We start from the raw sequence: 14,790 nt of genomic DNA, 5'->3' as shown, positions 1-14,790 counted from the left end.
TGTGTCTTTTTTACTGTTGTGGTCATCCGTTTGCGATGTGCCGTCAAGGCACGCACGCTTGCGGCACGACTGCCCGATTATTCGTTAGGTGACTTACGGCGTAGGTACTTGTCGTATTTTTCTGCGAGCGTGTAGACATAGTCGAAGATTGCCACCGTAAAGTCGATAATGTCTTGCGCATCTTCCTTCGTCGTCTCGGTATCGGATGCATGTGCTCCGATATTCCGCTCGACACGCAAGGCATCAGCCCATTCACGAAGGCGTTCATCAATTACACCTTGCAACTTCAGGTCGGCTAGACCCTTGGCAAGCATCTGTGATTTCCCGGTCTTTTCCTTGATGAGTCGCTCAAGCGCACGCCCACACATCACGGCTGCTGCGGGGTAAATTCCGTGGTTGAAACACTTCTGCGCTGCGCTGACGTCACGTCGTGCGGCCGCCGGCACCGACGGTCCAAGGGCGGCCACTGCGGGGGCGGGCCATAGGCGCTCAGCGGTATCCCATCCCCAGTTACCGTATTCGTCCCTGAAGACGGACGTCGCGCCAAATAGAGCTTGGTGACACGAGGGGCATTCGACTAGGACGTACGCATGCTCCTCTGCATCGCCAACCCATGTGGTCGCCTCGGATTTTATGCGGACTTCGCATTGCGGACAATCGATGACGATAATCTGCTTTATGCTCATGAGTTTTCCGTCGACACGTTGGCCGCCCTATGGCTCTTTGCGACGGCCTGACATCAGTATTCTGCGTCTGGCCGAGACGACCTGCGTTTGCGCTGCCTCGCGAGCGACATGCGCTCATTCTCCCCCGCTAGCCGGGACGCCCCGTATAACCAGCTGGGGGTGCTTTTAGCTCCTTAACAGTTTTCGGTACCGCTGTCGTCTTGAAGGGGGCGGGGTCGATTTCGAAGACGCTCACCGCTATTTGATTGTTCCCATGCACATGGGCGACGAGGCGCTCATGCTTGGGAAGCGGCACTTGCGCAGTAGAGCCGCCGAACTCGCCAGAGTTTGCAAGGATGACGGGTTGGTACATGTGAAAATGCAAAGCGGCCACCATGTTATCAAACGTCTGAACATCTTGATTTAATGCGGCGACAAGGAAAACATCAGACTTATCTCGCAGGTCCGCTACTAGGTCCAAGTCTGTCGCGTCATAGCAAATGGCCGCCGCTATCCGGGTTGACGACTTGATACCTATAGGAAGTTCTACAAGCGTTATGTGTGGGCGGTAGGACCTCACGCCCATGAGGCGCTCCAGCTTCATCGGGTGTTTCTTGCCTTGCCACACGTATTGAATGTTTCGTCCGTGTCCGGGGGGTTCGTTTCGGAGCAGCCAGAGCCCTTGGTTTATCGGACCCCCAACCTTCGCAGAATGTATGAATGTGAGACCGGCGAAGATATTCGCCCGCAGCTTGTCAGATAGCCGTCGAAGCAATGCCACGTGCTCGGGGTGTACTGCAAGCTCCGGGAAAAGGATGACATCGACTATCGGTCCTTCTTCGGTCTTATCGGTAATGGGTTGGGCCGAGGCCCAGGCGCGAAGCTGCTGTTGGGCAAGCCTACAAACCTCGGCGAGGTGTCGGCGGTGCTCTTTGAGCAGGCGAGGCGTCCAGTGCGTTGGGTCCTTGACGTCAAAATCCTCATGTCTCGGACGGAGCGGCTGCACGACTGCAATGCGTAATGGTCGGTCTTGGAGCGGCGCCTCACCATCCGCTACAGGTACAACGTACATCGGTGTTTTGCAGCGCGAGCCATACAGCACTCTCTGCTCGTCTATTCTCCGCTCAATCAGAGCGAGCAACTCGGTCGGCGTATTGGCGGCGGCTGCCGCCGCTGCGCCGTTAGCTTTGAATTCGACGCCTGGCCATTGAAGTAACGTCGATAGGAGGCCGGAAAGCCAGGGCGAGAGGGGGGCAGGCTCGTCGAGTAGTCCATGGCCTGAGTTCAACATGCCGAACCGCCGCTTGAACCACGTGCTTCGGAGACCGGCATACCTGCCGCCTTCTTCCGTAACGAGGTATCTTCGGCTCGTAAAGTCGAATTCACCCGTCAATGCCGCGCGAAGGACGCGACCGAGTCCATAAAGCCATGCTTTATCCGCTTCAACCCATTGCGGAGTTGCATATAGAGGGTTCGAGATTTCCTTGGCGCTGTGCAAGCGGACGGTGAGATAGTCCGCACTCTCCGGAATCGACTGGATTCGGGACCAATCATTGCAAAGAACTGTGATTTCGCTTGCACTGAGGCCACTTGACAAGCGCTCCTGAACATTGGGAACGAGTAGCAACGCGCGGGCTAGGACAAGTAGCCCGTTTTCTTGGCCGAAGACATTTTCGTCGTCTAGCATGCAGCGCAAGAGGGTACGTTCGCCACTCTTCGTCTTGCTTTGCTTGGTTTCTCTGCGGCTCGTTTCTAAAAGCGCGGTTGGGACGAATTTCTTCCATCCAGTCGTTTTGATAGCCCGTGAAGTGAGCGCTTCTAAAACCAAATCTGGTCGGTTCAGAGCCACGGTCATTACGGCTCTTGCTTGCTCCTCTTCGCTTTTTGTCAGACGAAGGCACTCTGTCAGCCAAACCCCGAACCGTCGTGGATTGGGGTTTAATTGTTGTGCTACGAGAGCGAAGGGCAGCACTTGAAGCAATCCCGCCGACTGGGCAGATTGATAGAGCATTGCTTGCTGAAGTGTAGCGTACGTATCCTGCAGCCCAGGGGGGGCGCTTTTCGGAGCTAGGGAAAGGTCGGCAATAGAACACAGAAACAGGCGCGCCTGCTGAACTAGGTACCAGGGAGCGTTGTCATATTCCAAAAGGATTCGACGTGCGAATGAACCTAAGTCTTCCCGATATCCGTCGATGTCAATTGACTCGGGGTATTCCTCTGCTTCGCGGTACCCTGTCTCGACGGCTCCGGCTCGCAATAAGTCAGCCGCGACATACTCGGCCGTCCGCACCTGTTTTACTTGCTCTTCGGTAAGGAACTCCAAGGTAGCTGGGAGCTTTGATGTTAATGCCTCTATGACTGGCGCGAGCAACTTGGGATGCGGGAAAAGGTCAAGTCCGCATCGGAGAAGTAATGCGAGTGAGGGATTGTCTGCCCAACATTTTATGAGTTTCCGTGCAGTTTGCTCGAACTCATGCGAAAGAGCGATGCCATTGCTTACACCCTCGGATAGGGACGTGTCTGCTTCTGACGGCGCCGAGGTGTCCGTCATCGCTAACCGATGGCGCATCAGTTGAGCTAGTCTTGTGGCGACGAAGCGTTTTACAGTGTCGTCTCGAACGTCAGTGTTAGGGACGGCAATACTTGCGAGAGCAAGCCTTGATAGCTTTGGAGGACCGGTATCCTCAATTTGGTCTGACATCCACAGCAACCCCTCTAGGCCTCCGGCGGTTTGAGTGAGCGACTCAAGGTCGAACGTGCCGCTTAGCTCGGCGTTCAATACCTCCATTAATGTGGACACGTTACTCTGCGCTGAGATAGACCGATACGGCGTAATGGTGCATTTCTTGTCCGAAAGCAGGAGTGCCTCTGGCGCTCCTAGGCGGATGCAGTGGTCTCGTAAAAGGCGGCTAACAAAATCCTTGACCAACTGAAGCGTGCGCTCGCTCTTGGTGGAATTAGACGAGGACGGCGCTTCCACAACGATACGCAGGTCGTCCACATATCGACAGTAATCCAGTACCTTCGTATCCTCTGCGATTTCAAACCCATCGCTGCAAAACTTCCGAAGGTCTGCGTCAAAACCCAAGAGGTACGCATTTGCAAAGAACCCCGAAGCGACCAATCCTTGCGGAAGGCCCAACTTCAGCATTTTTGCACCCTGCTCATATATCAGCCCGGCGGCTTGATTGTCACTGTCGCGCCAACGCCAACTGAAAATACGGGAGGTTCGGTCCCAGAAAAGCTGGTCCGACGTTGAGCGCGTGTTTAGCCCTTGACTTAGTTGGTATGCGGTCTCTAGCCGGAAGAGTTCGCGGAGCAACGCGGTTCTGTCGATGCAATCGAAGAACGATTTGATATCGAGTGAAACAACAAATAGCTCCTTACGCCCTATTGTCCGGGACGATAGTTCCGCGCAAACGCGGCGGGGGCGAGCGAGAAAGTTGCGGTAATCGTCGAAGTACTGTCGGTATGTACGACTGTTACCCCACGAAAAGTGAGCTCGTTTGGAGCCATCGGGTTTCTCTATCCAGCGACACTGCAGTCGGTTGCCATAGCTCGCGACACCTGCCTCGCGTGCCTTCATTACGTCCTTCTCGCTCGGGTCACCCTGCGCCCCTTCGACAACTTCAGCTAGGCACATCATCACGGCGGTAGCTAGCGTTTGGTCGCGGATTGACACATGGGCCAGTGGGCGTAATTTTTGCTCCTGCGAGGTCGGGTCAAGAGGCGAGCTCTTTTCGTCTGGGCTTGGGGTCCAATCGTCGAAAGACGGCTCCGAGCCTAAATCGTCGAGATTGAAGTTTAGAAAATCGGCTGCTGCAGGGAAGCCCGGACGTCGCCTGAATTCCCACCGCTTGTTCTTCGGGGCTGGGACGAGGAGAAGCTCGGTAGGCAAAAAGTATGGCTGGATGACATCGTTTGCCCATTGTCCGAGCCGGCTTTCAAGGTCGACCGTAGAACTATCCAGTTCGAGGACATCTGCATACCAGTTGTGGCGGCGGATATAAGTGTGCGACTTCTTCCAAGCCTGCGCTAGAACGACAATGTCTGAAAGGGACTCGCCCTGGGGGGCGAGACTTTGATATTCTTCTTTGATGACCGACAAGGTCTTCCCCGGTTAATCCTAGTTATCAGGAACGCTAAAAAACGGCGACTAGAACGAATCTGCGTCGCTGGTCTGTTCGAGTCCGGAATGCGAGATAGCTTGGATAACCCAAGTTAAAAGGCGTCCGACCTAGCCCTCGGGATTTACGGTTCGCGGCATGCGCCCGGCAAACAGTCAAGAATCCGTCATCGGACCGAACGCGAGGGCCGAGGTGAGTGGGCGGCATCGCGGAGCTTGAGCTAGGGCCGTGTGGTACGGCAGAAGGCGGATGGTTGCTGCTGGTAGCAGGTCCTTGTTCCTTCTTCTTGCCGAAGATAGCCACAAGCACGCAGCCGAGCACAAAGACGAGGAACACGGTCCACTCGTCCTTCGGGGCAAATATGATGGCCATGACAATGGCCACAACCAGCGTGCCCGCGCCAGAACCCGATTTTTTCGCCTTCCGGCCCATGGTCTCAATCTCTCGCGTCTTATGATTATGCGGGTTGACTCATTCGGTCATCGCCGTCATTTTCGGGAAGTATATTACGGCCGAAAGAAAGTGACCTCGGAACGGAGCCGGTTCAGATTGCCGCTATCCTCGCCCTTCCGTGACTAAGCCGACGCCGCGCAGATACCCGAAATCGCTTCCGAACGCCCAAACTGCCGTTGCTCCCACGAACGCAAGTCTGCGCGCAGTGGACGACGTCTGAATTGGTGAAGCGAGGGGCCTTCTGCGGGCAGTTCGTTGGATTGGGAAACCGGACGCCGACTCGCTCATCGGTACCTCCCCCACAAATGGCATCGCAATAGTGACAACGGAAACACCAACCGCCGCCAACAATGTATTCTGCCGCAAGTTTCCGCTCACTCACATCGCAAAGCGTTTCGCCGGCCTTCCCGACGCCATCGCACCTACTGACGGCTAGCGGCCACGCTTAGGTTGCACAGTTCGATGAGACTTGATAACGTGCACGTTCCCGGCGATAGGCACATTGTGGGCCGCCTATCCTCCATTCCGTCACTATGTGATATCGCGATATAGCATTCCGGAATCTATGTATTTCATGATGTCATATCTAGTTAATTGTAGGTCATGCGTTTTTGCGCTAGACAAGCCGGGATTGAATGGAGAAGCTGAAATGGAAAAATTTACTTTCACTCAGCGTCTAGTTCTTGCGGGCATGACTCTCGCCATCGAATTAGTTCGACTGGCAGAGATTGCTCTCAAGTACTTGACCAATAATTACAAACAGTATGGAACCAAGGTGGACGTCCAAGTTTGAGATAAAACCCGGCAAGTGGGTGTTTGTCCCAACCGAAGAAACGGTCAAAATTGGCCAAGACATAAAATCCGACATTCAAGGCCGCTGGAAACCACCTAGCTATTTCTTTCATTTGAAGAAAGGTGGTCACGTAGCAGCTCTCAAGGCGCACATGCATCACGCCAGCTTTATCCACCTAGATATTCAGGATTTCTTTGGCAGCGTCAACCGAACCCGGGTCACACGATGCCTGAAGGGCCTATACAGCTATAGTGAGGCGCGTGACATTGCCAGCGCGTCCACCGTCATACGGCCTAACATGACCGAGCGCAGATTCATCTTGCCTTATGGATTTGTGCAATCGATGATTTTGGCGGCCCTTTGCTTTCATAAAAGCGCACTCGGGAATTACATAAAGCACCTTTCGCGTTGCAAAGACATCGCTGTCAGCGTGTATGTCGACGACATCATAATCTCGATGTGCACGGATGCTTCTGCGGAAGACATTCTTCGCAACGCCGAGGCAGCCGCTGACAAATCCGGGTTTCGGCTTAATCCGACGAAGCAGGAGGGCCCGGCACCGGCCATCAACGCATTTAACATCGAGCTATCCCAAAACTCGCTGGTCATCACTGCCGAGAGGCAGCGCGAGTTCCTTGAGGCCCTACTGGCGTCGACAAACGAGCACCAGCAAGAGGGGATTCTCGGATATGTAGGCTCGGTGAATGCGGCTCAAGCTCGGCAGCTCGCATCGCTCATTTGATGTCCTCATTAGCCGGGTCCGGTCCATCATACGCTTGTTTCACTTGCTATCAGCCCCATCGTTAGGCGGCACATTTCAAATCGGTGAGAAATAAATTGAGCACAGACCTCTCGGACCTGCACAACTCCGCCCGCCGTTCGGCAATCGAGCGGGCGGAGAAAGAATACAAAGTCCAATGCGACGTGTTTGACACGGCCGACCGAAAGGGCCAGGCGACGACGACAATTGCGGGTGCGCTACTTGCGGCAGACTTGGGTTTTGTATCCAGGCTCAGTGAGCCCAGCCTTATTGCCCAATTCATGTTGGTTGCAATCACGCTGACCTTGGGGTGCAGCGTTCTAATGGCGCTATATGCGATGTATGCGCGCGATTCGGAACTGCCGGCCAGCGGCGCCGAGACGGAGCCAAAGTACAAAAATTTAATAACGAAGACTACAACCGATAACTTTTGCGTCGCAGAAACTGAGCTTCTCGATTTCCTACTCGAGAAATTGTTGCAGGCCAACGCTTCCGTGAGTCGCGTCAGCAGTGAAAAGGCGCGTTGGGTTCATCGCGCTCAAAAAGCGCTCATTGCCGCAGCATTCGCGACGATTGTGCTCACCCTTGCCCTGACCTTCTATCCCAACCTGCTAGCCTTGAAGTCCGGTTCCGAGCCGGCAGTCGCATCGGCGACCGCCGAGTCGAGCAACGTCGACCAACTGAGAAACCTAAGGATTGACCCGAGTTCATCACCTATTGCTGCGAACTTGGCGAATAATCCCGGCAAGGCGATGTCCGCTTCGAGTTCGTTGTCGACGACTCCACAATAGAGGGGAAGGTTGAACGCTCTAATTTAGCAGACGGGTGGGCTAGACAAGCGTCATGGCACCTTCCCTTGCTGCCACCATCTCGCAAGCCCATCGAGAATGGACATCAGCGAGCTGTTCTGGTGGCAGGTGAGGGCCATGAGCAGGCCTCGCGTTCGCCGACGCCTCGTACCATGCCCGGTAAATCGCGCTCTCAGTTAAGGCGAGAACGCCGGCATTCGACGAACGGCGCCGAGCACCTGCTTCATCCAGGGCTTCCGCAATAACCGGGTTCCACTTCACGTAGGCAAAGCCAGTCGAGGGATGGCGCACCCTTGCCAAGGGCACCTCGTCACACAGCGGTATCAAAGTTCGGCCGAGGCGCTTACTGAAAGCAATGACAACATCTGGCCGCAGAGTCGCGAGCACATCAATGAACGCCGCTTTGCCAGCGCTCCATGATTCAGCCGGTGGAGCGACGCGCGCAGCAGGCACGAACTCCTGAAGGAAGTTGTAATAGCAAACGCGCTCCCAAAAGTCCGCCCGCTCCTGCGTCGTGAATACCGATGCGCTCGCTGCACCGCTCACCGCGGTGACGATTCGCGCAAAGTGCGGATGCTTCCGCAGTCGCGCAGTTGCGTCCGGATGTTTGAGCCGTTGACCCAGTGCCTTCACGAGTTCGGGCGTTGCTGTTGGCCGCTCGCTTCGTCTGTTTCCATAGTGGGACTCTGCAACGACAAGCACCCGCAATCCACGAAACCCCTCTGCCTCGTACTTGGAGCCAATCCACGGTATGAAAATCACGTTGCTCATTCAATAGCTCTCACCAATCCGCACCGGGACCCGTCGTCCAAATTGGTGTCGTAGTCTGCGCCTGTCGCTGGCGGGCGGCTTGAACGCAAGGATGATTGCGGTAGCGCCAACATCGAGTGGTGACGCAACGCCATCAGACGGCGTATCGTCCCCTAGTATCCAACGACCAGCTTCGAACAGTCTCATTAGAAATGAGGCGGCCGCCCGTGAGCGATTCAAGCTCCGTGTCGAATTCTGCTTTCCGGCTGCTCGGGATAGTTTCGACCCATCGCTTCAATATCGTCTGAAAATCTTCGTCCCCGCACGCGTCGTACGGATACTGGGCTGTCCTGAGGCGGATTTTTAACTTCTCGAACGCCACTTGTAAAAGATTCGCGCTTTGGCGACTGTCGGTATGCGCGAGAGCCACCGGCTTGCGAAAGACAACGTTGCGCGAAGACGAGGCCACGCTTGTCGCCATCAACAGGATATGTTGAAGACTATGATAGTTGGTGCGGGTGCTTCCCCGGCAGATAGAGTCCAGAGCACATTCCTACGCTCCCCAGTCTCCGCGATTCCGCATGGACCTTCCATCAAACAGCGCAAACGCACCGTTTCCCTATTGGAGAGACCGGGTAGCGACTCGCCGTCAGCCACAAGCGACGATAGTTCAAGGAAACTTTTGTTTCCCTTGGCTTTGTTTGCTCGCGTGCTCATGACAATGAGGTTGCCGTCAGCATAAGCGGCGTCATTGTTCACACGGTCCACGGACCAGTCGGTATCTTCGCCGGTACCATGGGTCAATTCGACCAGCGTCACCGGGCATGTCGGGTAATCAATGAACTCAATGTATGCAGGAGTGACGGCCTCGTGAACGACTCGGCCTCGTCGGAGGGCGTTCTGACGCAGTTGCAGCCACTTACGCTCAAAGCGCGTCGGGTGCTTGCGCTTACCGCCAAAGTGAGCTTTGCCTGCGGTGCGCCCTTCAATGACATCAGCGGGTGCGTCTTCTTTCGGCTCCCAGCCGTGATACGCCAAGTCCCAGCCAAGCGCGCGGCCGATTTCTGCGTTGTACTCCTGCGCCATTGTTCTCTCTTTGTGATTGCCCCGCATACGATAACGGCAGACCGGGCACTTACTTGAGCGAGGTACCGCGCGACGCCGACTTACTCTTACTTCTTGCTGCCAGAGGGTATTGCGTTCCCGCGGTTGCTCGCCTGGGGGCGTCCCACGACCTAAGACGCGTAGACCATTGTATATTTGACGAACTCCGGTTACCCACTCGGCTCGCGGACGATGGTCCGGCCCAGACTTCACTCGTTACCTAAGTTAGAACCAAAGAAAATGATACCAGGTGGAATTGCGGACAAGCTCGGTAACCGCTACGAAGCGAAATGGTTGGTTCGTAAGCTGATTGACGTTATTCTCGGGCGCGCAACTAATTTGCACTTCGAGGGTATCGGTGACGAATTTGCCGGCTTTGAGTTCTCAGTCGTCGTCGACGGTAATACCCAGTGGCATCAAGCCAAGATTTCCACGACTAGTGGGAACTGGACTGTCGGCCGGTTACGAAGCGAAGGGGTGCTGGGGTCCTTCAAGGCTAAATTTAAGACCACCGATTTCGACACGTGTCACTTCGTTTCGCAAGACGCTGCGCACACTCTGCGGGACCTAGCTGAACGTGCATTCCGCATATCTTCGCTCGAGCAGTTCCGTTCATCGTTAAGCAGCGTCCTGACCAAGGCGTTCAACGACTTGGTCGAATGTTGGGATGTGAGCGATGACCAGGCTCTCGAATGGCTGCGCAGGTCAGCATTTCGGATAGAAAGCGAGCAGGCCATTGAGGAGGCGATAGAGTCCCACGGACGAATCTGTGTCGCTGCTCACACCAAGGAGATATTCGCGTTGCTCCGTGACTATTTGGAGCAGAGGATGAATCGTACGCTCACAATTGAAAGCGTTCGGGACGAACTTCCACGCGCCGGAATTCCCATCCGGGCCTGGGATTTGGACCCAACGGTAAAGGAGCGGCTGGCGACAGCGACAAATCAGTACCTTTCCAGCTATCCGACATTTCCGGCTGCGTCGCGCATAGTTCGTCAGGAAGCCTTGGACGCGGCCGAGGAGCTATCGGCCCCCGGCGGAGCAAAAACAATCCTAGTGACGGGAACGGCAGGTAGTGGCAAGTCCGGGGTTATTCGCCTTCTTATCGACGAGTTGCGCACGCGTCAGATAACGCATCTGGCGTTCAGAGCAGACGCCCATATGGGACAACGCCCAGAGGATATTGGCGAAAACCTGACCGGAGAACGCGAGTCCCCTGTCGTGACATTACAGCGTATCTCCGAGTCTTCGACAGCTGTTTTGATAATTGACCAAATTGATGCGGTGAGTGAAGTCTCTGGACGCGACCCCAACCTTAAGCAGCATCTCTTAAGAATGGTCCACGATGCCAATCATCTTCCTTCGGTACGGGTTGTTTGCGTGTGCCGCTCGTTCGATATAGAAACCGATGAGCGCCTCAGGGCAATGGGCGACGACTTCATCGTTCGACGTATCGATGTTCCACCGCTTGTTTGGGAAAAGGATGTCGAACCAGTCTTACGAGCAAAAGGTATCGCCGCTAGTCGGTTCTCGCCGTCACAGAAAGTCCTGCTGTCCTCACCGCTGAATCTTTCATTGTTTCTAGAGGTCGGATGCGACGAAGACCTGGCTATCAGTCGCACCGACCTGTTCCGAAAACTGACGCAGAAAGCGAAGCGGGATATTGCGAGGATTGCGAATCCGGCATGGAGCGTCGAAGCCGCACTGCAGCGACTCGCGCAAAGGATGAGCCAGAACCAGACCTTGCAGGCTCCGTTGTCCACCCTCAATGAGTTCGACGGCGCTGCAGACATCCTAGCTTCTGCAAACCTCATTGCAATCACCGGGAACAACGCAAACTTCTTCCACGAGAGTTTCTTTGATTTCTTGTTCGCGCGTCACTTTCAGAATGGCTCGGAGACACTTGTCGATTTGCTGCTAAGGGGCGAGCAACATCTGTTCCGCAGAACGCAGGTCCGTCAGATTCTGGAAGTGCTTCGTCAGGATGATTACGTTCGGTATCTGGACGAGATTCGGATGCTGCTGGAGAACGCGCGGGTCAGATTCCATATTAAGCTAGCTGTTGCCCAATGGTTAGGCTCGATAAGGGACCCGAGTTTCGAAGAGCTAACGATAGCGTTGAGTCTGGACGATTCCCCGGAATATCTAAATCCTCTATTTCGGGCTGTGTTGCTTGGTAGCGTCGGCTGGTTCGACCTGTTCTTCACCGGGTCTGACTTCTTCAAAACAGTTCTGATGGAAGGTACCGATGAGCGGTTGGACATGGTCCTGTGGCTTCTGACAAAGACAGCTCAGACCCGACCGGCGGAAGTTGCCGAATTATTGGATGACTGGCTGAACGCTGACGCACGTCGAACTGAGCGCTTTCTCGAGTGGCTCACGTCGCTGCGAGGAACAACCATCGCTCCACAGTTGCTGGAGCTGGGCCGAAAGGCAGTACACGCGATACCCGATTATTTGCTTGTCGCGGAAAACAGATACCGGTCTGCTCCGTTGCTTGACTCCTTGGGTAACACCGACACTGACTTTGTTGTCTTCGCCATCAAGACGTACTTTGACGCCTGGTTTGCACGGCATCCAGATGACCATCCCTTTCTCGAACGAGAAATTCGATTCGACATCGAAGCGTTGGAAAAATTGGCGACCAGGAATCCCGATGCATTTCTGTCCGCCACACTCGAAGCGTTACGCAGGACGGTCGACTGCGTGTCCACGCGACTCGATTCAAGGAAGTCAGACGCGACTTTTTACTACCGTCAGTTCGGCGAGCAGTACTTGTCCGACGATAAATTCCTAGCGCTCTTCCGAAGGTCGCTTCAAACGCTGGCCCGAGATGATGTGACGAAGGCCATCGAATACCTGAACCGATTGAACCCGGCAATCCACATCGCGATTCTTCATCTTCATCTTGAGACAATCGCAGCTAACGGTCGCGCATTGGGTGTTATGTTACTGCCTCTTCTCAAACAGAAGCGCCTGTTTGAGGCAGGATGGAGCAACGCGTCAGCAGCTTCGTTCGCGAATGCTGCGCATGCGACTAGACCTCATCTCGATAGCGCGCAATGGTCGGAAGTAGAGGAGAGAATTCTCGGACATCAGCCGGAGCTTGATGCCGCTTCTTCGGCGTTGGCCGCGACGCACTTCTACTGGGGCGGCGACAAGAGGCAATATGCACTTTCCCTACTCAGCCTCTCGGGGGAGGAAGTATGGACGGTCCTCGAAATGCTCGGAGAAGAAAACCTCTCAGTTGGAGCGCGGCAAAGGCTAGACGAACTGCGCCGGAAGTTCGTCGGGAGAACCGTTTCCAAGCCGGAGGCGTTGCGGGTACACACCGTTGGCTCGCCTATCAGCCAATCGGCCGTGCAGAAAATGGGGGACGACGATTGGCTCAACGCCTTCGATACTTATCGTGCGAAATCACAAAGCAACGCACGCCTTCCCATAGACTCCGCTCCATTTCATCTGGCCAGTCAGCTGTCTCATGTGGCGGAGCAACAACCCGCGCGTTTTGCTGCCTTGGTACCAAAAATCCCGAATGAGTATCCGACAGTCTATATACAAAGTATCCTGACGGGTATTGCTGCAGCCAGTATTAAAGATGAGAGCAACCGGCGTTACGGGATGCGCTGTCCGCAGCGTCGCCGACACAAAACATCCTCACACAAACGAGTACAAGGAAAGCTCCGGTGGAAGAGGTTGGGCAGTATGCAATCGGCGCGGACAACCAAACGGCTCGTCCTCGACGCGATTCGAAATGCCCATTCTCGGCCAGGGCAGCACTTCGGAGAGGCAATCGCAGGGGTAATAGAAAAACATCCGACGTTTGCGCTCGAAGCTGACGTATTTGAGATTCTCTACTGGTATGCGGAGAACGGTACGTTGCATGATATGAAGAGAGAAACGCCCGAGGAAAAGGACGGCCCGATAACAATTCAGCGGTTGATGGCTCGTAGCGAACGACTCTACTTAGAAGCGTTGAGTGGGCAGCGAGGGCAAGCGCTCCGTACCCTCAGCGCGGTGCAATGGCATGTAAACGGCAAGCTGCCAAAAGTATGGGACCTGCTGCAGAGTCGCGTCCTTCGGGAGGAAGACGCCAGTGTCCGAGTCGTGCTCGTCTCTTGCATCAAACCGCTGATTCAGGATGATAAGTATCAAAGCGCTGAATTGTTGAAGGAATTGGTGAAACGACCGTCGAGTTCGGGCGCAAAGTTGCTCCCTTCAAGCGTGCATGTACTGGCCACCAATGAAGCGACTCATGTCGTCGCATATCTGCTTCGTAACGTTGTCCAATCGGGGCGCTATCTTGTTGACGCAATGTTGGCCTCTGAGGAGGCAGATTTGCGGGCTCTGGGAGCATGGCACATCATTCATGCGAGCTTTTACTTTGACGAGTACATCACGGAGGCCGATGTATTGATGCGGACCAGTGCCGACTACGCTCGTCTCGGTGCAACTTGCGCCACGCATGCGATAAAAGACGGCGAACTGACCGAGCGAGCACTTAAGAAACTAACGGAATTTTTTGAATCTACAGATGCAGATGTTCATGAGAGCGCTAGCGAGGCGTTTCGAAATGTGGCGCCTGTAAGCTTCCACAGAATCGCCCCTTTGGCCCTGGCGTACATTGCGTCGACCTCGTTGCAACACGGTGCGTTCTCACTTTTGTATGGATTGGAGCGGGCGACCGGCGATGTCAGCGAGATTGTCGTCAGGGTAGCCGAGCAGGTCGTTAAAAATGCCCGCAAGTTGGACCGAAAGAGCAGACGCGCGACAGACCTTCAGCAGGTTCGAGCGCTTCTGAGCCGCGAATACGCGGGGTCAGAGAGAAATCCAACACGTCGGACACGGATTCTCGACGTGCTCGACACGATGCTTGAACTCGATTTGTTCGGCGCCGAAGACGTAGTTCAGGCACATGAGCGCAACTAGGTAAAGTCCGGGCGGCCTGTGTCCCAAAGCGACAGTCGTGAAGGGGCCGTGTGGCGGCCTGCGTGAGCTTCGTCGGGAAGGACAAACTGCGAGGTCGGTGGGACGAGTCGCGAGGGTCAACGGCTGCCCCAGTCAAGCGTCTACGGCGAGAACGGTAATGGGATTGTGGCAAATTACTGTGTCTGCGTTGTAAAGTCTGGTCGGCGCGGTTGCGCGCACCATGGCATCGGCGACTTTTATTGCAATCGATGCGCATCGTGTTCCAGACGTTAATATGTCGCGCCATCCATTTCCGAGCGGGACGGATTTCACGGCTTGCGGAGGCTGAGGTGCGGGGCTCTGACTTGGGTTGATGTCGAGGCCGCTGGTTGCATGAGCAGACCTGCGCCGAATGCGCGAT

Annotated in this window: 8 protein-coding genes; 4 read left to right on the top strand and 4 right to left on the bottom strand. The window is 55.1% G+C overall.

Annotated elements, in window-relative coordinates; translation table 11 throughout:
• Window positions 1-77: 77 nt before the first annotated feature.
• On the bottom strand, window positions 78-686 hold the full coding sequence (locus PQQ95_RS20995; RefSeq protein WP_408440124.1) for a DUF4145 domain-containing protein: 609 nt from the start codon (window positions 684-686) through the stop codon (window positions 78-80).
• 127 nt (window positions 687-813) lie between these two features.
• Entirely contained in the window at window positions 814-4,773 is a 3,960-nt protein-coding gene (locus PQQ95_RS20990; protein ID WP_408440121.1) for a reverse transcriptase domain-containing protein, read from the bottom strand.
• Between the two features lie 1,121 nt (window positions 4,774-5,894).
• Between PQQ95_RS20990 and PQQ95_RS20985 the strand changes: the two genes are divergently transcribed.
• The 3 genes from PQQ95_RS20985 to PQQ95_RS20975 all read left to right on the top strand — a co-directional run bounded on the left by PQQ95_RS20985 (window position 5,895) and on the right by PQQ95_RS20975 (window position 7,589).
• A complete protein-coding gene (locus PQQ95_RS20985) occupies window positions 5,895-6,038 on the top strand; it encodes a hypothetical protein (RefSeq protein WP_408440118.1) in 144 nt (47 codons plus the stop codon).
• 19 nt (window positions 6,039-6,057) lie between these two features.
• Entirely contained in the window at window positions 6,058-6,780 is a 723-nt protein-coding gene (locus tag PQQ95_RS20980; RefSeq protein ID WP_408440115.1) for a reverse transcriptase domain-containing protein, read from the top strand.
• A gap of 95 nt (window positions 6,781-6,875) precedes the next feature.
• A complete protein-coding gene (locus PQQ95_RS20975; protein WP_408440113.1) occupies window positions 6,876-7,589 on the top strand; it encodes a Pycsar system effector family protein in 714 nt (237 codons plus the stop codon).
• Window positions 7,590-7,628: 39 nt separating this feature from the next.
• Here PQQ95_RS20975 and PQQ95_RS20970 read toward each other — a convergent pair whose 3' ends face one another.
• Window positions 7,629-8,378 carry a cytidine/deoxycytidylate deaminase family protein gene (locus tag PQQ95_RS20970; protein WP_408440110.1) on the bottom strand — a complete coding sequence of 250 codons (750 nt, stop codon included), beginning with the start codon at window positions 8,376-8,378 and terminating at the stop codon, window positions 7,629-7,631.
• Between the two features lie 459 nt (window positions 8,379-8,837).
• Window positions 8,838-9,443, bottom strand: coding sequence for a hypothetical protein (locus tag PQQ95_RS20965; protein ID WP_408440108.1), 606 nt, complete (start codon window positions 9,441-9,443; stop codon window positions 8,838-8,840).
• 258 nt (window positions 9,444-9,701) lie between these two features.
• Between PQQ95_RS20965 and PQQ95_RS20960 the strand changes: the two genes are divergently transcribed.
• Entirely contained in the window at window positions 9,702-14,390 is a 4,689-nt protein-coding gene (locus PQQ95_RS20960) for an AAA family ATPase (protein WP_408440105.1), read from the top strand.
• The last annotated feature ends 400 nt before the right edge of the window (window positions 14,391-14,790 follow it).

It is taken from the genome of Paraburkholderia caffeinilytica (genome assembly GCF_046030355.1).
In the GTDB taxonomy this organism is placed as follows: Bacteria; Pseudomonadota; Gammaproteobacteria; order Burkholderiales; family Burkholderiaceae; genus Paraburkholderia; species Paraburkholderia caffeinilytica_B.
Note: the sequence above shows the minus strand (reverse complement) of the source record. Positions and strands in the feature narration are given on the sequence as shown.